Annotated in this window: 18 protein-coding genes; 14 read left to right on the plus strand and 4 right to left on the minus strand. The window is 69.2% G+C overall.

Annotated elements, in window-relative coordinates:
* Positions 1 to 76 precede the first annotated feature (76 nt).
* The 4 genes from ACGFH6_RS11525 to ACGFH6_RS11540 all read left to right on the plus strand — a co-directional run bounded on the left by ACGFH6_RS11525 (position 77) and on the right by ACGFH6_RS11540 (position 4,206).
* A complete protein-coding gene (locus tag ACGFH6_RS11525; RefSeq protein ID WP_393382699.1) occupies positions 77 to 436 on the plus strand; it encodes a cupin domain-containing protein in 360 nt (119 codons plus the stop codon).
* 150 nt (positions 437 to 586) lie between these two features.
* Complete coding sequence (locus tag ACGFH6_RS11530; RefSeq protein ID WP_393382701.1) at positions 587 to 1,774, plus strand: patatin-like phospholipase family protein; 1,188 nt, start codon at positions 587 to 589, stop codon at positions 1,772 to 1,774.
* A gap of 190 nt (positions 1,775 to 1,964) precedes the next feature.
* Entirely contained in the window at positions 1,965 to 2,747 is a 783-nt protein-coding gene (locus tag ACGFH6_RS11535; protein WP_393382703.1) for an SDR family NAD(P)-dependent oxidoreductase, read from the plus strand.
* 76 nt (positions 2,748 to 2,823) lie between these two features.
* A complete protein-coding gene (locus ACGFH6_RS11540; protein WP_393382705.1) occupies positions 2,824 to 4,206 on the plus strand; it encodes a wax ester/triacylglycerol synthase domain-containing protein in 1,383 nt (460 codons plus the stop codon).
* Here the strand turns inward: ACGFH6_RS11540 and ACGFH6_RS11545 are convergent.
* Complete coding sequence (locus ACGFH6_RS11545; RefSeq protein WP_393382707.1) at positions 4,162 to 5,352, minus strand: PucR family transcriptional regulator; 1,191 nt, start codon at positions 5,350 to 5,352, stop codon at positions 4,162 to 4,164. The two genes, ACGFH6_RS11540 and ACGFH6_RS11545, sit on opposite strands and share 45 nt — an antisense overlap.
* Positions 5,353 to 5,548: 196 nt before the next feature.
* Between ACGFH6_RS11545 and hpnC the strand changes: the two genes are divergently transcribed.
* From hpnC to ACGFH6_RS11585, 8 genes are read left to right on the plus strand one after another with little or no spacing between them, the layout of a single operon-like run.
* Positions 5,549 to 6,379 (plus strand): squalene synthase HpnC, encoded by an 831-nt coding sequence (gene hpnC, locus ACGFH6_RS11550; protein WP_393382708.1) that lies wholly within the window; start codon positions 5,549 to 5,551, stop codon positions 6,377 to 6,379.
* On the plus strand, positions 6,376 to 7,260 hold the full coding sequence (gene hpnD / locus ACGFH6_RS11555) for a presqualene diphosphate synthase HpnD (protein ID WP_393382710.1): 885 nt from the start codon (positions 6,376 to 6,378) through the stop codon (positions 7,258 to 7,260). Before hpnC ends, hpnD begins: the two co-directional genes overlap by 4 nt.
* Positions 7,257 to 8,609 carry a hydroxysqualene dehydroxylase HpnE gene (gene hpnE, locus ACGFH6_RS11560; RefSeq protein WP_393382712.1) on the plus strand — a complete coding sequence of 451 codons (1,353 nt, stop codon included), beginning with the start codon at positions 7,257 to 7,259 and terminating at the stop codon, positions 8,607 to 8,609. Before hpnD ends, hpnE begins: the two co-directional genes overlap by 4 nt.
* Positions 8,606 to 9,652 (plus strand): polyprenyl synthetase family protein, encoded by a 1,047-nt coding sequence (locus tag ACGFH6_RS11565; RefSeq protein WP_393382714.1) that lies wholly within the window; start codon positions 8,606 to 8,608, stop codon positions 9,650 to 9,652. The genes hpnE and ACGFH6_RS11565 overlap by 4 nt, the downstream gene beginning before the upstream one ends.
* A complete protein-coding gene (shc, locus tag ACGFH6_RS11570) occupies positions 9,649 to 11,589 on the plus strand; it encodes a squalene--hopene cyclase (RefSeq protein WP_393382716.1) in 1,941 nt (646 codons plus the stop codon). Before ACGFH6_RS11565 ends, shc begins: the two co-directional genes overlap by 4 nt.
* Positions 11,586 to 13,049 (plus strand): 4-hydroxy-3-methylbut-2-enyl diphosphate reductase, encoded by a 1,464-nt coding sequence (gene ispH / locus ACGFH6_RS11575; RefSeq protein WP_393382717.1) that lies wholly within the window; start codon positions 11,586 to 11,588, stop codon positions 13,047 to 13,049. Before shc ends, ispH begins: the two co-directional genes overlap by 4 nt.
* 2 nt (positions 13,050 to 13,051) lie before the next feature.
* Positions 13,052 to 14,050, plus strand: a complete 999-nt coding sequence (gene hpnH / locus ACGFH6_RS11580; RefSeq protein WP_393383026.1) for an adenosyl-hopene transferase HpnH — start codon at positions 13,052 to 13,054, stop codon at positions 14,048 to 14,050.
* Positions 14,051 to 14,078: 28 nt separating this feature from the next.
* Positions 14,079 to 15,857 (plus strand): 1-deoxy-D-xylulose-5-phosphate synthase, encoded by a 1,779-nt coding sequence (locus ACGFH6_RS11585; protein ID WP_393382720.1) that lies wholly within the window; start codon positions 14,079 to 14,081, stop codon positions 15,855 to 15,857.
* Here the strand turns inward: ACGFH6_RS11585 and ACGFH6_RS11590 are convergent.
* Both ACGFH6_RS11590 and ACGFH6_RS11595 read right to left on the minus strand, forming a co-directional pair.
* Positions 15,829 to 16,764, minus strand: coding sequence for a pseudouridine-5'-phosphate glycosidase (locus ACGFH6_RS11590; RefSeq protein WP_393382721.1), 936 nt, complete (start codon positions 16,762 to 16,764; stop codon positions 15,829 to 15,831). The two genes, ACGFH6_RS11585 and ACGFH6_RS11590, sit on opposite strands and share 29 nt — an antisense overlap.
* Positions 16,757 to 17,644, minus strand: coding sequence for a carbohydrate kinase family protein (locus ACGFH6_RS11595; RefSeq protein WP_393382723.1), 888 nt, complete (start codon positions 17,642 to 17,644; stop codon positions 16,757 to 16,759). Before ACGFH6_RS11595 ends, ACGFH6_RS11590 begins: the two co-directional genes overlap by 8 nt.
* Positions 17,645 to 17,736: 92 nt before the next feature.
* On the opposite strand from ACGFH6_RS11595, the gene ACGFH6_RS11600 reads away from it, so the two are divergent.
* Both ACGFH6_RS11600 and ACGFH6_RS11605 read left to right on the plus strand, forming a co-directional pair.
* Complete coding sequence (locus tag ACGFH6_RS11600) at positions 17,737 to 18,870, plus strand: ROK family protein (RefSeq protein ID WP_393382725.1); 1,134 nt, start codon at positions 17,737 to 17,739, stop codon at positions 18,868 to 18,870.
* 80 nt (positions 18,871 to 18,950) lie between these two features.
* Entirely contained in the window at positions 18,951 to 20,459 is a 1,509-nt protein-coding gene (locus ACGFH6_RS11605) for a DUF4832 domain-containing protein (protein WP_393382727.1), read from the plus strand.
* A gap of 52 nt (positions 20,460 to 20,511) precedes the next feature.
* Here ACGFH6_RS11605 and ACGFH6_RS11610 read toward each other — a convergent pair whose 3' ends face one another.
* Entirely contained in the window at positions 20,512 to 22,116 is a 1,605-nt protein-coding gene (locus tag ACGFH6_RS11610; RefSeq protein WP_393382729.1) for a RecQ family ATP-dependent DNA helicase, read from the minus strand.
* Between the last annotated feature and the right edge of the window lie 35 nt (positions 22,117 to 22,151).

The following is a 22,151-nucleotide window of genomic DNA, read 5'->3' on the forward strand; positions in this document are numbered from 1 at the left end:
GCGGCGGGCTCTGTTCACGGTGGATCGTCCGGGTCATTGTCGAAAATAATTCTTTCCTGATCGAGGGGGCCGGAGCATGGCCGTTTACAGTAAGTCGCTCGACGAACCCGATGAGCAGAGGACGCCGGACAAGACCGTCGTCAACGTGGTGAAGTTTCCCGGCGCCAGCGTCGCGAAGATCACCTTCCAACCGGGCTGGCGCTGGTCGGAGTGCATTCGTCCTGTCGTCGGTGGCGATTCGTGCCAGGTCCGGCATGTCGGCACCCTTCTCTCGGGCGAGGTCGAGGTCGTGCATGACGACGGCAGCAAGGCGCGACTCGTGGCCGGTGGCGCGTACCTGATCGAGCCTGGGCACGACGCGTGGGTTGTCGGGGACGAGCCCGCGATCGGACTGGAGTTCGAGTCGCACGCGGCGGAGACCTACGCCAAGTCCTGACACTGTTTGATCCCTGTGGTGACTTCTTGCAAATGGTTGTGAGCGGGAGGACGCTCTAGGTAAGGGGAGATCTTCAGGGGGAAACATGTTGTTGCATTCGAGTGTTTCCGGCGTGCCCGTGGGCGGGTCGGACAGCTGGGGAATAGACCGATGAGCGAGGTGGCCGCGGGTCCTGCGTCGGCACCGGATGAGGTGCACGTTGCTGGTGAGCCGGTACGGCGGATTCCTGGTGATGCCGCCCGGAAGCCTCAGCCGGGGATCGCCTTGTGCCTGTCGGGCGGTGGCTATCGGGCGATGGTGTTCCACGTCGGTGTTCTGTGGCGTCTCAACGAGGCCGGGATGCTGCCCGAGTTGAATCGTGTCTCGAGTGTTTCCGGCGGTTCGATCACGGCCGGCGTACTCGGGATGAATTGGAACGAACTGCAGTTCGATCAGGCGGGCGTGACCAAGCAGTTCGTGGATCAGGTCGTCGAGCCGATTCGTGCGATGGCGAGCACGCATGTGGATCTTCCGGCCGTCCTCACCGGGATCGGGCTCCCGTTCACCTCGGTGGCCGACCGGGTCGTCCGTGCGTTGCGCAAGCAGTTGTTCGGTCAGAAGACGCTGCAGGACCTTCCGGACAAGCCGACGTTCGTGATCAACGCGACGAACGTGGAGTCCGGCGTACTGATGCGTTTCAGCAAGCCGTATCTGGCCGATTATCGCGTCGGCCGTATCAACAACCCGGAGGTGCCGCTGGCTGTCGCGGTGGCGGCCTCGTCGGCGTTCCCGCCGGTCCTCTCGCCCTGCACGGTCGACCTCGATCGGCAGCAGTGGGTGACGCAACCAGGCAACGACCTGACGTCGCCGGAGTTCCGCAACGAGATCCGGCTGAGCGACGGCGGTGTGTACGACAACCTCGGGCTGGAGACCGCCTGGAAGCGGTACGAGACGGTGCTGGTCAGCGACGCGGGCGGTCACCTCGGTGCGGTCGCGGACCCGCCGGTGGACTGGGTCCAGCACACGATCCGCGTTCTCAAGGTCATCGACAACCAGGTCCGGTCGCTGCGCAAACGTCAGGTGATCGATGCCTTCCGCAACAAGCGCCCCGGCATGTACATCGGGATCCGCAGCCATGTGGACGACTTCCCGCTGGCGGACCCGCTGCCGTCGGATCCCGCTGTAGCGGCGAGGCTCGCGGGGATCTCGACACGGCTGAACGCGATGGACGACACCGTCCAGGAACAGCTGATCAACTGGGGCTACGTCATCTGCGACACCGGCCTGCGCGCCCACCTGGGCAAGCCCCCCGGCGACGGGACGTTGCCCTATCCCGACAACCCACTCACAAAACTCTGACAACCTCTGGCGACATGACGCCGGTGACTTCGGGTCCGGGGAGCGCCCGCATCTGCTGACCCGCTGACGGCTTATGTGATCGCTGGCGGCATATTGCCGGTCATCGGGCAAACAACCCGCCAGCGGGCAGCCATGTCCTGAGGGCTTCTTGCCGTGGACGCGTGCTGGAATGGGGCGGGAGGTGATGGGGATGCGACTTGGTGGGAGGGTCGTGTTGGTGACCGGTGCGTCTGCGGGGATCGGGGCGGCGGTCGCGGAGGAGTTGGCCGGGGCGGGGGGCCGCCTGATCGTGCACGGGCGGGACGAGGAGCGCACCGAGGCGGTCGCCAAGCGGACCGGGGGCATGTCGCTCCTCGGTGATCTCGCTGTCCCCGGCGCGGCAACCAAGCTTGCCGACGCCGCCCTCGATGTCCACGGCCACATCGACATCGTCGTGGCGAACGCCGGCCTCGGCTGGTCTGGCCCGTTCGCGGAGATGACCGCCGCCGACATCGACCGCCTGGTAACGCTCGACCTCCTGGCGCCGCTTCAGCTCGTACGCCGCCTCCTACCGCCGATGCTCCACCGCGGAGCCGGCCACATCGCGCTCGTGGGCTCGATCGCCGGGCGCACCGGTGTCGCCGGTGAGGCCGTGTACGCCGCTACCAAAGCTGCGCTCGACGTGTTCGCCGAGAGCCTTCGGCCGGAGCTGCGAGGTACCGGCGTAGCCGTGAGCCTGACGGTTCCAGGCGTCGTGGACACCGGCTTCTTCGCCGCCCGCGGCAGACCCTACGACCGCCGACGCCCGCGCCCAGTCCCCGCCGCCGACGTGGCAAAGGCACTCGTCGGCGCCATCGCGCTTGACCGCGCCGAGGTGTGGATCCCCGGCTGGCTCCGCGTGGCCCCCGCCGTACGCGCACTGGCCCCGGGCCTCTACCGGCGGCTGGCGACCCGCTTCGGCGAGCAGGTCATCTCCCGACCCGGGGGTCAGTGAGGCTCGTCAACCTGGCCGGGGTTCGCCGTCCGGCGTCGTACTCGCCAGGATCACCGCGCCTCGCCGGGTTCAGGTGGTGAGGGCCGTCCAGGTCGGGATTACCGTGTTCGTCGTGATGGGGACGGCGAAGCAGTATCTGCTCGGTGCCGCGCGGCTGCGCGAGACACCGGGCACCGTCGTACCGTCCAGCGACGCGTTCTTCCTCCACATCGAGAGCACGAGGGCCGCACAGCACGTCGGCGGCCTGGTGATGCTGGAGCCGACTGAGGACCGGCCGTCGATCGACGACGTACGGGCGCTGGTCCGCGACGGATTCGCCCGGCTGCCGCGCATGCACCAGCGCCTCGCTCCGACGTCACGGTGGCGACGGCCGCGCTGGATCGAGGCCGAGTACGTCGATCTGGACTGGCACGTCACCGAGCTCCACTCCCGGGACGGGAAGGCCGGGCTGATGCGGATCCTCGGGGAGCTCGCCGAGAGCCCGATGCCCCGGGACCGGCCGATGTGGCGGGTGGCGATCGTTCGCGACGTCGGGCCGGGCGGCGCCGACGCACTGGTCGTGCTCGTCCACCATTCGATCGCCGACGGCATCGGAACGGTGCTGCAGGCCCTCAGTCTGTTCGAGCCCCGAGCCACGCTCCCCGTACCGTCCGGACGCGCTCCCAGCCGGCTCCGGCGCGCCGCTGCAGTGGCCGTGGGGCTCGCGCAACTGGCCACCGACGGCACCGCCGCGTCGCTGCCACCGAGTTCAGCGCAGCGCGGGTTCGGCGTCGCCGACGTCGAGCTCGAAGTGGTACGTCGTACCGCTGCCGCTCACGGAGTGCGCGTGACCGACGTGGTGATCGCTCTGCTCGCCGACGCGGTGTACGCCGTGGCACCCGAACTCGCGCGAGCGGTGGACGGCCGGATGCGGTTCTCCGTGACGACGATGGTGCGCACGCCGGACAGCGCGGCGGAGGGGAACGCGACGGCTGCGGTGATCGTCGACGTACCGGTCGATGGCCGCCCGTTCGACGACCTGCTCGTGGAGGTGGCCACCCGCACCCGGCGGCTCCGTCGGCCCACCCGGGCGATGGCGTCCCGCTTCGTCATGGCCACTGGCTTGCAGCTCGTGCCTGAGCCATTCGCCCGATGGTTCGCACGGACCGTGTACGGGCCGCGCTTCCTGCACGCCGTGGTGTCCAACATGCCGGGGCCGACGGTCGCGCTGACATTCGCAGGGGTCGGCACGGGACCGACGTACCCGATCCTGCCGTTGGTGCCGGAGACTCCGCTCGCTGTCGGCGCGCTGAGCTGGAACGGAGTGCTGGGCATCGGGCTGGCGACCGATCCGCAACTGCTCGACGCCGCGGCGGTGGCCAGGCACCTCGACGCCACGTTGGCGCGGTTGCGGGAGAGCAGTCCCGTGCCGGTCTCAGGGAGCCGGCCACTCGAGGGCGAGGAAGAGCCGAGCCCGTGACTCCGGGTCGTCCAGGCGGTCGCCGAACAAGGCCCGGAGCCGCGCCATGCGATACCGCACGGTCTGCGGGTGAATCCGCAGCTCCTCGGCGATCGCGTGGCGGTCCCCGAACTGCCGCAGCCAACTGGCGAGCGTCTCGGTGAGCCGTGCTCGGGCGGCCTCGGTCTCGCCCTGCAGCGGAGCCAGCATCTCCTCGCGCAGCGCGGCCACCAGTGACTCGTCACGCCAGACGATCAAGGCATCGAGGTGCTCGTCGGCGAACACCGGGTCGTCGGTCAGCACTCCCGTCTTACGCAGGCGGGCCGCGATCCGGGCGATCTCGAGACTGCGGGGCAGCTCCGCCAGTGGCACCGGGTTGCCGACCACGGCGCCCAGACCGGTGAGCTCCCGGCTCAGCTGAAGCCGGCGGCCGGGGCCGGACGGTTCGGGGATGATCGCGCCGAACACCACGCCGTTGCGACGGATCGGGAGTGCTCCCGGCTCGAGCCGGCTGACCATCGTGCGGGCGAGCTCGTGGTCGCCGTCGATGTAGATCACCACCGCGGCCGTCTCCGGGATTCGCCACGCCGCCTGCAACGCCGCAGCACGGATCGCCTCGGTGCTGGACCGGCCGGACAGCAGCAGGTTGGCGAGCTCCTCCCGGCGGCGCTCGCGGGCGAGCGCGTCGTCGAGTTGCTCCTGCACGTAGCCGTTGGCGGCCGAGAACGAGAGTTGGTTGACGAAGACAAAGACCGAGTCGGCCAGCGCGGCCAGGTTGTCCGGTGCGAACTCCAGTCGCAGCGCGGTCGCGGCGACGTGCCGCCAGGCGATCCGGGCACCGAGCTGGAAGGCGGTCAGCAGCCGGGTGAGGTCGTTGCCGACCTGTTGCTGCCGGCGACCGATCTCCTCGAAGACCAGGCGTACCGTCTCGTCGGCACGATCGAGGCTCGCCCGCTCCGGGCTGGACAGGTCGGCGATCGACATGTCGAGCAGCCGATGCACGAACAGGGCGGCGGGTTCCACCACCGCGTCGCGCTCGGCATCGAGGAACGCGGCGTAGTCCGGCCAGTGCTCCGCAAGCCGGTCGCGAACCTCGGAGAGCAGGCCAGGCAGCCCCTCGAGCAAGGCCTCCTCGAGGCGGGCACGGTCGAATGTGGCGACGGTCATGTGAGACTCCCACGCGTTCCTTGCCGAACGCCGGCGAGACAGGTGTCCTACGGATACGTCATCCCACGGGTAACTGTATCCCCGTGACAAATTCTTGCCGGACGAATGTGGTCCAGTGGGGCAGAGTTGGCATGAAACCGCTTCCCATCATGGAAACGTGCATCCTGAAGGAGTGCAGAGGGTCCCATCGGACCGGGTGGATGAACGGGCACTGGGCAGGAGGGAGCAGGGCGAGAACTTCCCGGTGGCGCTGAGGTTGCTTCCGGCGCGGCATCGGGGGGCGCTGCACGCCGTCTACGGGTTCGCCCGGACCGTCGACGAGCTGGGTGACAGCTGGGCGGGCGACCGGACGGCTGCGCTGCGCGCCTTCGCGGCCGACCTCGACCACATCTGGGCCGGAACCGAGCCCGATCACCCGGTACTGCGCCGGTTACGCCCGATCATCCTCGACCACGCCTTGAGCCCCGAACCCTTCCACCAGTTGGTGCAGGCCAACCTGCAGGACCAGACAGTCTCGCGATACCAGACCTTTGCGGACCTGCAGGGCTACTGCCGGCTGTCGGCCGATCCGGTCGGCCGCGTGGTGCTCGGTGTCTTCGAGGTACACGACGCTGAGACCGAGCGGCTGTCCGACCGGGTCTGCACCGCGCTGCAACTGCTGGAGCACTGGCAGGACGTGGCCGAGGACCGGCGAGCCGGCCGGATCTACCTGCCGCAGCAGGATCTCCAGACGTACGCCGTCGCCGAGGCCGACCTGGACAGCCGCGAGGCGACACCGCAGCTGAGGGCGCTGATGAACTTCGAGATCGAGCGCGCCGCCGCGCTGCTCGAGGAGGGGGCCGCGATCGTGACAAGGCTCGACGGATGGGCTCGGGTGAGTGTGGCGGGATTCGTCGCCGGGGGTCAGTCCACGGTCCGCGCGCTGCGGCGTACCGGTGGTGACGTCCTGGCCCGATCTGCTCGTCCGTCCAGGCTGGATACCGCTGCCCGAGCCTTACGACTGGTCGCCGGGGCGGTTGCTCGATGACGATGACGGGGAGCCCCACGGTTCTGGACGCGTACGTCGCCTGTGCGGAGATCACCCGGACCGAAGCCCGCAACTTCTACTACGGCATCCGGCTGCTGCCCCCGCAGAAGCGCAACGCGCTGTGTGCGCTGTATGCGCTGGCGCGACAGATCGACGACATTGGCGACGGTGACCTGCCGCTCGAGGACAAGCGAACGGCACTGCATCGGATCCGGAAGAACCTCGGGCGCCTCGACGACCTGCACGAGCCCGTCTACGTGGCCGTTGCCGACGCCGTACGCCGGTTCCCGGTGCCGATCGGGGCCTTCGAGGAGCTCGTCGACGGGGTCGAGACCGACCTGTCGCAGGTCCGCATCGCCGACTTCGACGAGCTGGTCGTCTACTGCCGTCGCGTCGCCGGCTCGGTCGGCCGGCTCTGCCTGTCGATCTTCGGCCCGACCGAAGCCGACGCCGACCTCGACACCCTGTCGCTGTACGCCGACCAGCTCGGCATCGCGCTGCAGCAGACCAACATCCTGCGTGACATCCGCGAGGACCTCGGCAACGACCGGATCTACCTGCCCGCCGATGAGCTCGAGCGCTTCGGAGTCCGGCTGACCTTCGACGAGCGGGGCAATCTCGACGATCCGCAAGGCCGCCTGGCCGCGTACATCCGCTTCGCCGCCGGACGGGCGCAGGACTGGTACTCGCTGGGCTGGCGGCTGCTGCCCTACCTGGACTGGCGAAGCGGCGCGTCCTGCCGAGCCATGTCGGGGATCTACCACCACCTGCTGCGACGGATCGCGGCCAACCCGGTGCTCGTGTACGACCGCCGGTTGTCGCTGTCGGCGGGGGAGAAGGCGCAGGTCGCGCTCGCGTCACTGGCGGGAGCACGTTCATGAGTCGGGTGGCTGTCGTCGGGGGTGGCCTCGCCGGTATCACTACCGCTCTCGCACTCGCGGACGCCGGCCGGGAGGTGCAGCTGCTGGAGGCCCGGCCGAAGCTCGGCGGGCTGACCCACTCGTTCGAACGCGACGGCCGGTGGATCGACAACGGCCAGCATGTCTTCCTCCGCTGCTGTACGTCGTACCTCGGGCTGCTCGATCGGCTCGGTGTTCGCGACCACGTACACCTGCAGCCGCGTCTCGACGTACCGGTGCGCAGCGGCCGGCATGCTGGTGTCGGGCGGATCCGGCGTACCAAGATGCCGGCGCCGCTGCACCTCGGGCCGGCCTTGGCGACGTACCGCTGGCTCAGCATGGCGGAACGGATCCAGGCGGTGCGTGCCGCGCTCGCGCTGGACCGGGTGGACAGGGAGAACTTGGCCACTGACGCCCAGTCGTTCGGTGCGTGGCTGGCCGCGCATGGGCAGGACGCCCGCGCAGTGGAGGCGCTCTGGGAGCTGATCGGTGTCGCCACCCTGAACGCACGCGCCGACGCTGCCTCGCTCGCGGTCGCGGCCACTGTCTTCCAGGTCGGTCTGCTCGAGCAGAGCGATGCCGCCGACATCGGTTGGCCGCTCGTTCCGCTGCAGCAATTGCATGGCGATGCCGCCGCTCGGGCGCTCGCCGCCGCAGGTGTCGACGTCCGCCTGCATGCGCGGGTGAAGTCGCTCGAGCACGTGGAAGGCGGCTGGCAGATCGACGCCGAGAGGTACGACGACGTCGTACTCGCGGTGCCGCCGTCGGAGGCGGAGCGGTTGCTTCCCGAGGACGCGGTCGACCTGCCGACCGGGTGGGCAGATGCGCTGGGCAGCTCGCCGATCGTCAACGCACACGTGGTTCTCGACCGGGTCGCTCTCGAAGGCCCGTTCGTCGCCGGTGTGGACAGCCCGCTGCAGTGGGTCTTCGACCGTACGCCGCAGAGCCTCGCAAGCCACACCGACGGCGAGCAGTACCTCGCGATCTCGCTGTCGGCCGCGGACGACTTCATCGACATGCCAGTTGCCGAGCTGCGCGAGGTGCTGGTGCCCGCACTCCGGCAGCTGCTGCCCGCGGCTGCCGACGCACGTGTGAAGGAGTTCTTCGTGACCCGAGAGCGACATGCCACCTTCCGGCCGGCACCGGGTTCCGGTCGATTCCGGCCCAACGCGACGACAGCACGTCCGGGCCTGCACCTGGCCGGTGCGTGGACTGCCACCGGTTGGCCGGCCACCATGGAGGGCGCCGTACGCAGCGGAGAGTCGGCCGCTGCCTCGGTACTGCGGACGCCCCTTCGCCCGTCGCTGCCGTCCGAGGACGTGTTGTCGTGACGGCGGTCCAGCCCTCGACCATGCCGGCGGAGAGCAACGTGCTGGAGCTGCTCGCCCGCAGCCGGGACCTGGTCGAACCCCAACTCCGTGAGGCTGTGGCTCGTCTCGACGACCACACCCGGCTCGTCGCGTCGTACCACCTCGGCTGGTGCGACGAGGAGGGGAGGCCGGCCAGCGGCAGGTCCGGCAAGGCGATCCGGCCCGGCCTGGTGCTGCTCGTGGCCGAGGCGGTCTGCGGGTCGCCCGGGCCGGGAATCCCAGGCGGCGTTGCGGTCGAGCTGGTGCACAACTTCTCGCTGATCCACGACGACCTGATGGACCGGGACGCGCAGCGACGGCACCGGCGTACGGTCTGGGCGATCTGGGGTGACGCTACGGCGGTCCTGGTCGGTGATGCGCTCGCCTGCCTGGCCGACGAGGTACTGGCCGAGTGCGAGGCCCCGCCCGCGCGCCGCGCCGGTCGTGCGCTCGCCGTGGCCACCCGGGAGTTGATCCGCGGGCAGGTCCTCGACGTCGCGTTCGAACGGCGCGACGATGTCGGGCTGGCCGAGTGCCTCGACATGGCCGGCGGCAAGACGGGCGCACTGCTGGGTGCGTCGGCGCAACTGGGCGCGATCCTGGGCGGTGCCGATGAGGCGACCTCCGACGCGTTCCGGACCTACGGGTGGGAGCTGGGGTTGGCGTTCCAGCTCGTCGACGACCTCCTTGGCGTCTGGGGAGCCCCCGAGCGCACCGGCAAGCCGGTCTTCTCGGATCTGCGTGCGCACAAGAAGACGCTGCCGGTGGTGTGGTCGCTCGAGTACGGCGGTGCGGCCGGTCGTGAGCTCGCGGGCTGGTTCGCGGACCCCGCGGCACCGACCGAGGACAGCCTGCGGCACGCCGCCGTACTGATGGAACGCGCAGGTGGCCGCGAGTGGGCCTCGGCCGAGGCGGACGAACGGGTTCGCAAGGCCGGCAAGGCACTCGACGCCGCGGGCGTCGCACCGGCCAACCGGGACCAGCTCGATCAACTGGCGCAGTTCGTGGCGGAGCGACAGCTGTGACGGCCGAACGGCTTGCTCAGGACGAGAAGTCCGACGTCCGCGCCGAGAACAGTCTGGACGCGGCCGTGGAGTACCTGCGATCTCTGCAGCACGAGGACGGCTGGTGGAAGGGAGATCTCGCCACCAACGTGACCATGGATGCCGAGGATCTGATGCTGCGGCGATTCCTCGGTGTGGCCACAGCTCAGACCGACTCGGAGACGGCGCGGTGGATCCGGTCCCAGCAACGCGACGATGGGACGTGGGCGACGTTCCCTGGTGGGCCTGGTGACCTGTCGACGACAGTCGAGGCGTGGGTGGCGCTGAGGATGGCCGGCGACGACCCTGCCGAGCCGTCCATGGCCAAGGCCGCGGAGTTCATCCGCGGTGCGGGTGGAGTCGAGAAGGCGCGAGTCTTCACGCACCTGTGGCTCGCGCTGTTCGGCCTGTGGGAGTGGGACGACTGCCCTGACCTGCCGCCGGAGCTGATCTTCCTGCCCAGCTGGGCGCCCTTGAATGTCTACAACTGGGCCTGCTGGGCGCGGCAGACGATCGTGCCGCTGACGATCGTGAGCGCGCTCCGTCCGGTCCGGCCGGTCGACTTCCGCGTCGACCAACTTCGCGCGGGTACGCCGGCCGCGCGCAAAGCGGGGCTGTGGACTCTCGACGGTGGCTTCCAACGGCTGGACGTCGTACTGAACGCCTACACGCGCTGGGGGCCTCGCGGCCCGCTCGGTGGGATCCGCCGGCTGGCGATGCGACGTTCGGTCGAGTGGATCGTCGCTCGGCAGGAGGCCGACGGCGGCTGGGGCGGCATCCAGCCACCGTGGGTGTACTCGCTGATCGCACTGCACCTGATGGGCTACGCCACGGATCATCCGGTGATGGCCGCCGGCCTGCGCGGGCTTGAAGGCTTCACGGTTCACGCAGACACCGCAGACGGTCCGGTGCGCTGGCTGGAGGCCTGTCAGTCGCCGGTCTGGGACACCGGGCTGGTGGTGGGCGCCCTGCTCGATGCGGGCGTCGCACCGGACGACCCAGCCGTGCTCAAGGCCACCGACTGGCTGCTCGACGAGCAGATCGACGCACCCGGCGACTGGCAAGTACGGCGGCCGACGCTGACGACCGGCGGGTGGGCTTTCGAGTTCGCCAACGACGGCTACCCCGACACCGACGACACCGCGGAGATCGTGCTGGCTCTCCGCCGGGTCGTCCATCCGGAGCCACAGGTGCTCCGGGCGGCCCTCGACGACGCGGTGGAGTGGACGACAGGCATGCAGTCCGCCGACGGTGGCTGGGGCGCCTTCGATGCCGACAACACCGACACCACGCCGTTGCGGCTGCCCTTCTGCGACTTCGGTGCGGTGATCGACCCGCCGTCGGCCGACGTCACCGCTCATGTCGTGGAGATGCTCGCGGCCGAGGGCAAGACCGGCACCGACGCGTGCCGCCGCGGAGTGCGCTGGCTGCTCGATTCCCAGGAAGCGGACGGGTCCTGGTTCGGCCGCTGGGGCACGAACCACGTCTACGGCACCGGAGCCGTCGTACCGGCTTTGATCGCGGCCGGCACCTCCACCGATGATCCGGTCATCCGCCGTGCTGTCCGATGGCTGGCGGACCATCAGAATCCCGACGGCGGCTGGGGTGAGGATCTGCGCTCGTACGTCGATCCCAGCTGGATAGGCCGTGGTGACTCGACTCCGTCGCAGACGGCGTGGGCCCTGCTCGCCCTGCTGGCCGCCGATGAACAGGACGAGACGGTCCTGCGGGGCGTCGGCTACCTCGTCGACACTCAGCGACCCGACGGCGGCTGGGACGAACACTGCTACACCGGGACGGGTTTCCCTGGCGACTTCTACATCGGTTACCACCTGTACCGACTGGTGTTCCCGATCTGGGCGCTCGGTCGCTACCTCGGCAGAGATCGTCCGCATCACGAGGGGGCGGTCTCACGATGACCTTGGGAACGGTCTGCACGCCCCTGTACGTCGAGTGGCTTGCGCTGCGCGACAAGCTCACCGCGCCGCTGATCCGCACCGGGCGGGCGTCTGGCACGGTCCGCGACGATCCAGTTCTCGTCGCCGGGGTCGGTGGTGCACTGACCGACCGGATTGCCCCCGGCGACCTCGTCGTGGCGACCGAGATCCGCCGTGACGACCGGACCGTGCCGAGTCACGCAGGGGTCCTGGTCGCGGGTGAACTTCGCCGCGCCGGGTTGAGGGTGCACACCGGGCCGCTGCTCACCACCGACCACGTCGTCGACTCCGCCGACGAGCGCAGAGCGCTGGCCGCATCCGGTGCGATCGTCGTCGACACCGAATCTGCTCTGATCGCTGGAGACGAGGGCCGGTGCATTGTCGTCCGTGCGATTGTCGACAATCCCGGGCGACCGTTGGCGCGTGCCGGAATGCCGCTGCGTGGGATCAAGGCGCTCGCCTCGCTGCGCCGGGCGGCACCCGTCCTGGATGCCTGGGCCGCCGCAACCGGCGACCGCGAGTTGTTGCTCGCCGCGCCACGGTCGTTCTGCGCCGGTGTCGAACGAGCGATCGAGATCGTCGAGCGCGCGCTCGAGCGGTTCGGCTCACCCGTCTACGTACGGCGTCAGATTGTCCACAATCTCCATGTGGTCCGCGATCTGGAGCAACGGGGTGCCGTCTTCGTGGAGGAGGTCGACGAGATCCCCGAGGGCAGCGTGGTGGTGCTCGCCGCCCACGGAGTCGCGCCGGCCGTGCATACGCAGGCTGCCGAACGGCGGCTGCGCGTGGTCGACGCCACCTGCCCGCTCGTGTCGAAGGTGCACCACGAGGTCCGCAGGTACGCCGTACGCGACAGCACCGTGCTGCTGATCGGCCATCCTGACCACGAGGAAGTCGTCGGTACGACGGGTGAGGCTCCGGACAACGTGATCGTCGTCCCCGGCCCGGCCGAGGCGGAGACCGTACAGGTGCCCGATCCCGGCCGAGTCGCGTACGCGATGCAGACGACGCTTGCGGTTGAGGAGGCTGCCGAGACTGCGGCTGTGCTGCGGCGCAGGTTCCCTGCTCTCGCCGGTCCGCGCAAGGACGACATCTGCTATGCCACCAGCAACCGTCAGGCGGCAGTCCGCGAGATCGCCCGCCGCTCGGACCTGGTGATCGTGATCGGATCGCAGAACTCCTCCAACTCTCAGCGGCTCGCCGAGGTCGCCGAAGCTGAAGGCACCCGCGCCGTACTCGTCGACGACGCCGCGGAGGTGCGGCTGGCCTGGCTGGCCGGCGCGGCGCGGATCGGTATCTCGGCGGGCGCCTCGGCGCCGCCGGCCCTTGTCGACGATCTGGTCCGCAGTCTGTCCGGACTCGGGTCCGTGACCGTGACCGAGAGCGGGGCGGTCACAGAAGACGTCCGGTTCTCACTACCGAAAGAGGTGACCCAGCAGTGAGCATGCCGCTGCGGCAGTCCGTCCGTCTGGGCGGGTACTTGATGAAGCAGAAGCTGCTCCGGCGGGAGAAGTTCCCGATCTTGCTGGAGCTCGAGCCGCTGTACGCGTGCAACCTGAAGTGCGCGGGTTGCGGGAAGATCCAGCAGACGCACGACTGGCTGAAGAAGCGGATGCCGGTCGAGCAGGCGGTGGCCGCCGTCGAGGAGTGCGGCGCGCCGATGGTCTCGATCGCCGGCGGCGAACCGCTGATGCACAAGGAGATCGACGAGATCGTCCGGCAACTGCTGGCGCGCAACAAGATCGTCTTCCTGTGCACGAACGCCGTACTGATGCCGAAGCATCTGCACAAGTTCACGCCGCACAAGAACTTCGCCTGGATGGTGCACATCGACGGCCTCCGCGAGCGGCACGACCAGTCGGTCTGCAAGGACGGCGTCTTCGACGAGGCGGTCGCGGCGATCAAGCAGGCGCAGCAGGCCGGCTTCCGGGTGATGACGAACACCACGTTCTTCGACACCGACAGTCCGCAGGACGTCATCGACGTACTGGACTATCTGAACGACGACCTCGGCATCGACAACATGCAGATCTCGCCGGGGTTCGCCTACGAGAAGGCGCCCGACCAGGAGCACTGGCTCGGTCCGGAGGAGACCCGGCAACTGTTCCGCAAGGCGTTCGCCGACGGGCGGCGGAAGAAGTGGCGGCTCAACCACTCGCCGCTGTTCCTCGACTTCCTCGAAGGCCGGGTCGATTTCGACTGTACGGCGTGGGCGATCCCGCTCTACTCGTTGAAGGGCTGGCAGCGGCCGTGCTACCTGATGGACGACGGGTACGTCGCGACGTACCGGGAACTGCTCGACGACACGGACTGGAACTCGTACGGGCGTGGCAAGGATCCGCGCTGCGCCAACTGCATGGCGCACTGCGGCTACGAGCCGACGGCGGTCGTTGCCACGATGGGGTCGCTGCGACAGTCCCTGCGCGCAGCAGTCGGGGCATGACGATGCCCGGCGGCGCGGGGTGGCTTCGATGAGCACAGTGCTCGGTGCCGGCGCGGCGGCGCGGTTCCTCCCCGGTCTGCGTGGTCCCGAGGACCTGCGCGGCTTGCCGGCCGACGCCCTGCCCACGCTGGCCGATGAGATCCGTGCGGAGCTGATCCGGCACGTCTGCCGCACCGGCGGACACCTCGGACCGAATCTCGGCGTGGTCGAACTGACGATCGCGGTGCACCGGGTCTTCCAGTCACCCGCCGACGCGATCGTCTGGGACACCGGGCACCAGGCCTACGTGCACAAGATGCTCACGGGCCGCTGGGATGCGTTCGGCACACTCCGGCAGTCCGGTGGACTCTCGGGCTATCCCAACCGGCTCGAGAGCATGCACGACCTGGTGGAGAACTCCCATGCGTCCACGGCGCTTGGTTACATCGATGGGATCGCCAAAGCCTTCGAGCTGGCCGGGAACTGTGATCGGCGCGTCGTCGCGATCGTCGGCGACGGTGCCCTCACCGGCGGCATGTGCTGGGAGGCACTGAACAACCTCGCCGCTGCGCCGAGCCGGCCGGTCGTCGTGGTGCTCAACGACAACGGGCGTTCCTACGAGCCCACGGCCGGGTACCTGCCACGGCACTTGCAGCAACTGCGCGACAATGTGGCCCGCGGCAACCTTTTCGAGGATCTCGGCTTCGCGTACGTCGGGCCTGTGGACGGACATGATCTCGCAGCGATGGAAGCCGCGTTGCGGGCGGCCGCTGTACTGCGTCGCCCGGTCGTCGTGCACTGCGTGACGACCAAAGGCAAGGGTTATCGGGCTGCCGAGGAGGACGACGCGGATCGGATGCACACAGTCTCGCCGTCCGCATCGTCAGCGGCGTCCGGCCCGTCCTGGACGAGTGTGTTCGGCGACGCCATGCTCGAGATCGGCCGGCAGCGGCCGGACGTCGTCGCGATCACTGCGGCGATGCTGCGGCCGACAGGCCTGTACCCGTTCGCTGTGGAGTTCCCCGACCGGATCTTCGATGTCGGCATCGCCGAGCAGCATGCGGTGGTGTCGGCGGCCGGACTGGCGGGCGCGGGCCTGCACCCGGTCGTGGCGATCTACTCGACGTTCCTCAATCGCGCCTTCGACCAGGTGCTGATGGACACGGCACTGCACCACGCTCCAGTCACATTCGTCCTCGACCGCGCAGGCATCACCGGTCCGGACGGCCCGTCGCACCACGGCATGTGGGACGTCGGCCTCTTCGGGCTGGTGCCGGGCGCCCGGGTCGCGGCTCCGCGTGATCCGGACCAGTTGCGCGTCCTGCTGCGGGAGTGCGTCGCGTGTGACGACGGACCGACCGTACTGCGCTTTCCGCGAGGCGACAGCGGACGGACCTTGGCGCCGGTCGGACGCTGGGGGAGTGCGTCCGTACTGCGCGCCGAGCCGGATGCCCAAGTCCTGCTGCTGCCGGTCGGACCGCTCGCGGAGGCCGCTGTGGACGCGGCTGACGAGTTGCGGCGACACGGCGTACCGGTGGTTGTTGCCGACCCGCGCTGGTTGCAACCGCTCGACCCAGCGCTGGTGCAAGCCGCCGGACGCTTCCGGACCGTGTTCACCATCGAGGACAACGCACCGTCGGGCAGCTTCGGCGACGCGCTGGCCAGAGAACTACGCCAAGCCGGCGCCACCACCCAACTGCACAGCCTCACCCTGCCGGCCGACTTCGTCCCCGCCAGTTCCCGCAAGGATCTCCTGCACTCCTACGGCCTGGACGCGGACGGCCTAGCCCACACCGTCCTCACTGCTGTCCAAGTGATGCGAGGGTGACGGCTACCCGGGCGGCGACACCCGCGTTGTTTCGGGCTAGGGCGAGGTTCGCCGGAATGCTCTCGCCGTCCGTCTCCTTCTCGATGCGCTCGAGGACGTACGGCGTGACGGCAGGCCCGGTGACTCCTGCGCTCGCACTTGCCGCCAGAGCAGCGGCGAGTACGTCGGTGATCCGTGACTCCGGGATCTCGTCCTCGACGGGAATCGGGACGGTCAGCAGAACGCCGGTGTTCGGCCGCGAGCGGAACCGGAGTACGTCGCAGACCACCTGCTCGTCGTCGACCCGGTGCGGAACCGGCAGTCCACTCGACCGGGTGTAGAACGCGGGGAACCAGTCGTGCTGCCAGCCCAGGACCGGGACGCCGACGGTCTCGAGGTACTCGAGCGTTCGCGGCAGGTCGAGGAACGCCTTGGCCCCGGCGCACACAGTGACGACCGGGTGGTTGGCGATCGCGTCGAGGTCGGCCGAGACGTCCCCGCTGACCTCCGATCCGCGGTGCACACCACCGATGCCGCCGGTGGCGAACACCGAGATGCCCGCGGCATGCGCCAGCGTCACCGTGGCCGAGACTGTGGTGACGCCGACATCCCATCCTTGTGCTTGCGCCACGGCCAGATCGCGCTCGGCGACCTTCCGCGTGCCCTGCAGCACACGCTTCTCCTCGTCCGGCGAGAGCCCGACATGGGGCCGGCCGTCGAGGATCGCGGTCACAGCCGGTACGGCGCCTTGGTCGAGGACCGCTCGCTTGCACAGTTCGAGGGCCTCGGCGTTCGCGGGGGCAGGCAGACCGAGGTTCGAGAAGATGGTCGACTCGAGCGCGACGACCGCGCGTCCCTCGTCGAGAGCCTGCGCTACGTCGTCGGCCACGATGGGCTGGAAGGTCTGCACCCTGCCATTGTCAGTCACGAGTAGCTCCCTCTGTGGTCAAGGTGGCGCCGGGTTCGGTGAGAACCCGCCGGGCGAGCCGGTGGCCGGCTTCCACCGCGTCGACGACCCCGGCGTGATTGAGCACCGCGGACAGGAAGCCCGCCGCGAACGCGTCCCCGGCTCCGGTCGTGTCGCGTACGTCGTCGATCGCCGGCACCCGGACGGTCGCCGATTTGTTGCCGCCGGCATACACCTCGGTGGGCTCCACGCCGTTCTTGACCACGACCGTCGTACCGGAACTGGCGAGGTCTCGCAGGGAGCCGAGGTCGGCTTCGATGCCGTTGGCAAAGATGTACGTCGGCTGGAGCGCTCCGAGGAGCGAGCGGAAGTTGTCCCGTCCGATCGAGTCGATGAGAGCGACCGACGACGCATCGATCGTGAGGATCGCGCTCTCGTCCCGAGCGATCTCCGCTGCTCGGTGGAGGACAGGCAACGACAGTCCGGTGAGCGAGTACGCCGAGAGGTGGACCGCCGCGGCACCGGAGATCCACGAGTCCGGAACGTCGGCCAGCTCGGCCGCGGCACCTCGATCGGGGAACATCGTTCGCTCTCCGGCCGCATCCACGAGGATGACGATCGTGCCCGTTCGTCCCTGTCGCTGGACCTTGGCGTCAACGCCGACCGTCGTCAGCTCCCGCACGAGTGCCTCGCCGACGGCGTCGTCCCCGACCCGGCCGATGAACCGGACCGGCGTACCGAGGCTGCTCGCGAACACGGCGACGTTCGACGCTCCTCCACCCCGCCCGCGCCGGATCCGCGCCGAGTTGTCCGTCCCGGTCCGCAACGCACCCTCCGACCAGACCACAACGTCCTCAACCAGATCGCCGATACACACCAGGCGACCCTCGGCGCTCGTCACAGGCTCATACCTCCAGTCCGGGTGGTACGACGCTACCCGTCGCGGAACTGCCTATAGTTATCAGGGAGTCCATCCGAACTCCGGGGGTCGCGATGACCGATGAGCCGAGCGGTGGCGATCTGTCCCGGCTGCGGCAGCTCAACGCACTGAGCGTGCTGCGAGTCCTGCGCGACGAGAAGCCGTTGACGCTGACCGAGCTGGCGAAGCGGACTGGTTTGTCCAGGGCCTCGACCGAGGACGTCGCCCGCGAGTTGCTGGCGCGTGGCTGGGTGACCGAGTTGGCCCCGACCGTGGGCACCGTCGGCCGGCCCGCCCGTCGCTACCGCTTCCGCGCCGACGCGGGCCGGATCCTCGGCGTCGACATCGGCGGCCACAAGATCCTTGCCATGGTCACCGATCTCGAGGGTGTGGTGCTGAACCAGACCCGGGTCGCGGTGAGCCCGCGGATCGGACGCCGGGAGCGCCTGGCAATGCTCGACGACTGCGTCACCACCACCCTCGCCGGAGCCGGCGTGACCCCCGATCAGATCTGGTCGACCGGTGTCGCTTCCACCGGTCTCGTCGACGGCACCGGCAAGGTGATGCTGTCCGACGCCGTGCCGGAGTGGACCGGTGTCGACCTGGCCGCGCACTTCCGCCGACTCGTCCCCGGTCCCGTCCGGGTCGAGAACGACTGCAAGCTGGCCGCACTCGCGGAGTCCTGGCGTGGTGTCGCCCGGTACGCCGGGAACGTCGTGTTCCTGCTCGCCGGCCTCCGCACCGGTGCCGGTCTGATCATCGACGGCAAGCTGCACCGAGGGTTCGGCAACGCCGCGGGGGAGATCGGCGCGTTGCCGGCGGCCGGTTGGCTGAGGGCTCCGCAGCATCTGTACGACTGGCTGGGTGGCGGCGACGACGTGGAAGACGTGTTCCTCGCCGCCCGGGACGGGGACCGGACGGCGCTCCGGGCCGTCCGCGGGTACGTGCGCGACATCGCGGTCGGCGCGTCGGCGCTGGTTCTCACCCTCGATCCGGAGCTCGTCGTGATCGGCGGCGGCTTCTCCCGGTCGGCCGACGTACTGGTCGAACCTCTGCGTCGCGAGCTCGACCGCTGGTGTCTGCGGACCCCCGAGATCAGGGTGTCGGAGTTCGGAGCCGAGGGAGTCGCGCTGGGTGCCGTCCGGCTGGCCCTCGAGCAGGTCGAGGCCACCCGGTACGACGGGAAACTGCCCGTCTCGGCGATCTGACCGCGCCGAGCTCTTGACATAGTTTTCCTGGACTCCATGATTATTCCCAGGTCGCAGGATGCGTCAGGGAGGCCCCGCCCATGAGACGGTTCGTTACGATCATCGCCCTCGTCAGTCTGGTCTTCGCGCCACAGGCCGCCGCCGCGGCCCACGGAACCGGGCCGGTCACGACCCGCGACTATGCGTCGACCGATGCCGTGATCCCCAACCAGGAGCGCGGCTTCTACCACCACACGGAGACGCACTACCGCGCCGACGGCTCGGGCTACGTGCCACTCAACGTGGCGACGCTGCGCAACTTCCGGACCCAGGAGAACGTCACCCAGATCCTCCGGGTGTTCTACCTGGAGAAGTTCGCCGGCCAGGACACGCTCGACCAGGCGTACCTCGACCTGGTCCGAGCCGACTTCCGGACGATCCGCGCGGCCGGCATCAAGGCGATCGTCCGGTTCGCGTACGCCCAGCCGCCCGGCTGGCCGCCGACCATCCCGTACGGCGACGCACCGCTGGCGCGCGTCCAGAAGCACATCGCCCAACTGACGCCGATCCTGCGGGAGAACGCCGACGTGATCGCGGTCGTCCAGTCCGGCTTCGTCGGGCTCTGGGGTGAGGGGTACTACACCGACTACTTCGCCGACCCGCAGGACCCGAGCCAGGTCTCGGACCAGAACTGGGCGGACCGTCGCGCGGTGATCATGGCCCTGCTCAAGGCCCTTCCGAAGGACCGGATGATCCAGGTGCGTACGCCGTACATGAAGCAGCGAATGCTCGGCGTACCGACCGGGGCAGCAGGCGGTCTCACCGCGGAGCAGGCGTACAACGGGTCGCCGGTGGCGCGGGTCGGTCATCACAACGACTGCTTCCTCGCCAGTCCGGACGACTTCGGGACCTACCTCAGTGACCCGATCGAGCTCGACAAGGAATTCGTTGCCCAGGACACCAAGTATGTGCCCGAGGGCGGTGAGACCTGCGCAGTGAACTCGCCGCGGTCCGACTGGGCCTCGGCGTCGGAGGAGATGGCCAGGCTGCACTTCTCCTTCCTGAACACCGACTACCACCCGGACGTGCTGGCGAGCTGGGGTGACAACATCACGATCGCCAAGCAGCGGCTCGGCTACCGGTTCGCCCTCCAGCAGAGCACGGTCACGAACACGACCCGGCCGCGCGGGACCGTCGACGTCGGCCTGAAGATCCGCAACGACGGCTGGGCGGCGCCGTACAACCCGCGGCAGGTCCAGTTGATCTTCCAGGGTGACAAGCACAGCTACCGCGTGAACCTGCCCGCCGACCCGCGTCGCTGGCCGGCCGGCACCACCACGACGCTCGACAAGCAGGTGTGTGCACCGGCCGTGCCCGGTAAGTACCGTCTGCTGCTCAACCTCGCCGACCCGGCGCCCCGGCTCCAGTCCCAGGACCCCCTGCCGGGTTCCACCCAGACGTACAACTCGGCGTATGCGATCCAGTTGGCCAACACCGGCACCTGGCAGGCCGCGACCGGCTACAACGATCTCGGCCAGACCCTGACGGTCACTCCTCAGCACAACTCCGGCGGCTGCGGCAACCTTCCGACACCGCAGCTCATCCGCTGAGGCCGGCGTAGGTCCATCCCTGCCCCTGCGGGGGGATGGACCGCGTCGCCGCTCAGGACTCGGGCTTGAGCAGGTGGTTGTGGATCATGAAGGCGGTTCGGAGTTCCTTGTAGCCGACTCGGTCGAAGAGGACCGTCATCGCATTGCCGGTGTAGTGCTCGACCTGGCCGGGACCGAAGGTGGGGTGGGTGACTCTGCTGCCGACCGGGAAGGGCTGGTCGGCGGCTGGGGTCGCGGTGCGGCCGGCGAGGTCGTTGTCGCAGTTGCCGCACGGGCCGTCGTACTGCTCGCCGAAATAGCTGAGCAGCCATTCGCGACGACATCCGCCGTACTCCGCGTACGCCGCCATCATCTCGACGCGGGAACGGGCGGCCTCGCGGCGATCGTGCTCGACTGCCGAGGCGGCAGCGACGGCCCGGTCGACGTCGACCCGGGCGGCCAGGTGGAAACGGTGGCTGATGGCAACCATCCGGGCATCCGTCAGCCGGCCGAGAGCGCGTTCGACCCGGGCCGGACTGAGGCCGCTCGCGGCGGCCAGTTCGGGGATGTCCGCCGGGCGGTGCTCGTGGATCGCCGTGGCCACGGCGAGCAGGTCCGCGTCGGTCACCCCTCCCGAGGCGAAGAACCGGTTGAGGCCGAGGTTGGCGTGGCGATAGAAGAGTTCGATGTCGGCCGGTTCACCGTCGCGGCCGGCGCGCCCGATCTCCTGATAGTACGCGTCGATCGAGCCCGGTGCCTCGGCATGGCTGACCCAGCGGATGCCCGGTTTGTCGATGCCCATCCCGAAGGCGATCGTGGCCACGACGACCCGGCACTGGTCAGCGAGGAAACTGTCCTGCACCTCGCGACGTTGCTTGGCCGACAGACCCGCGTGGTACGCCTGCGCCGGGACGCCTGCGATCGCCAACTCGTGCGCCAGGTCCTCCGCGTGGCGATGGGTGGCGACGTACACGATGCCTGGTCCGCGCGACGACCGGACATGGCTGAGCAGCCGGCGGTTCTTGGTCTCCTCGTCGGCGAAGGTGAACACCGCGAGGTTGAGGTTCGGCCGATCGAAACCGCCGACCACCACGGCTGGGTCGCGCATCTCCAGCCGGTGGATGATCTCCTTGCGCACCGGCGGGGCAGCAGTTGCGGTCAACGCGAGGACCGGGGGCCGCTGCATCGCGCGGATGGCGGCGGAGAGCCGCAAGTAGTCGGGGCGGAAGTCCTGTCCCCACTCGCTCACGAGGTGGGCCTCGTCGACGGCCACGAGCCGCGGCCGGGACGCGGCCAACAGATCGAGTACGTCGGGATGCGTGAGCTGCTCCGGCGACAGGAGCACGAATCCGGGCCGGTCGTTGGACAGCATGTCGCGGGCCGTCCGGCGACCGGCCGAGTCGCTCGCGTTCAACTCGGCGACCTCGACACCCGCGGGATGCTCGGACAAGGCCCGCAGCTGATCGCGCTGGAGTGCCACCAACGGGCTCACCACGATCGTCACTCCACCCAGCGCCAGCCCCGCCAACTGGTAGATCGCGGTCTTGCCGGTCCCCGTGGCCAGAACGGCGAGTGTGTCCTTCCCCTCGAGCACAGCCCGGACCGACTCCTCCTGCCCCGGCCGCAACGAGTCGAACGCCAATCGCTCCCGCGCCAGCGCGGCAACATCAACAGACACCCGCACATCATCCATCACCGGCGTGAGGACTGCTG

It is taken from the genome of Kribbella sp. NPDC049227, assembly GCF_043197265.1.
GTDB lineage: Bacteria > Actinomycetota > Actinomycetes > Propionibacteriales > Kribbellaceae > Kribbella.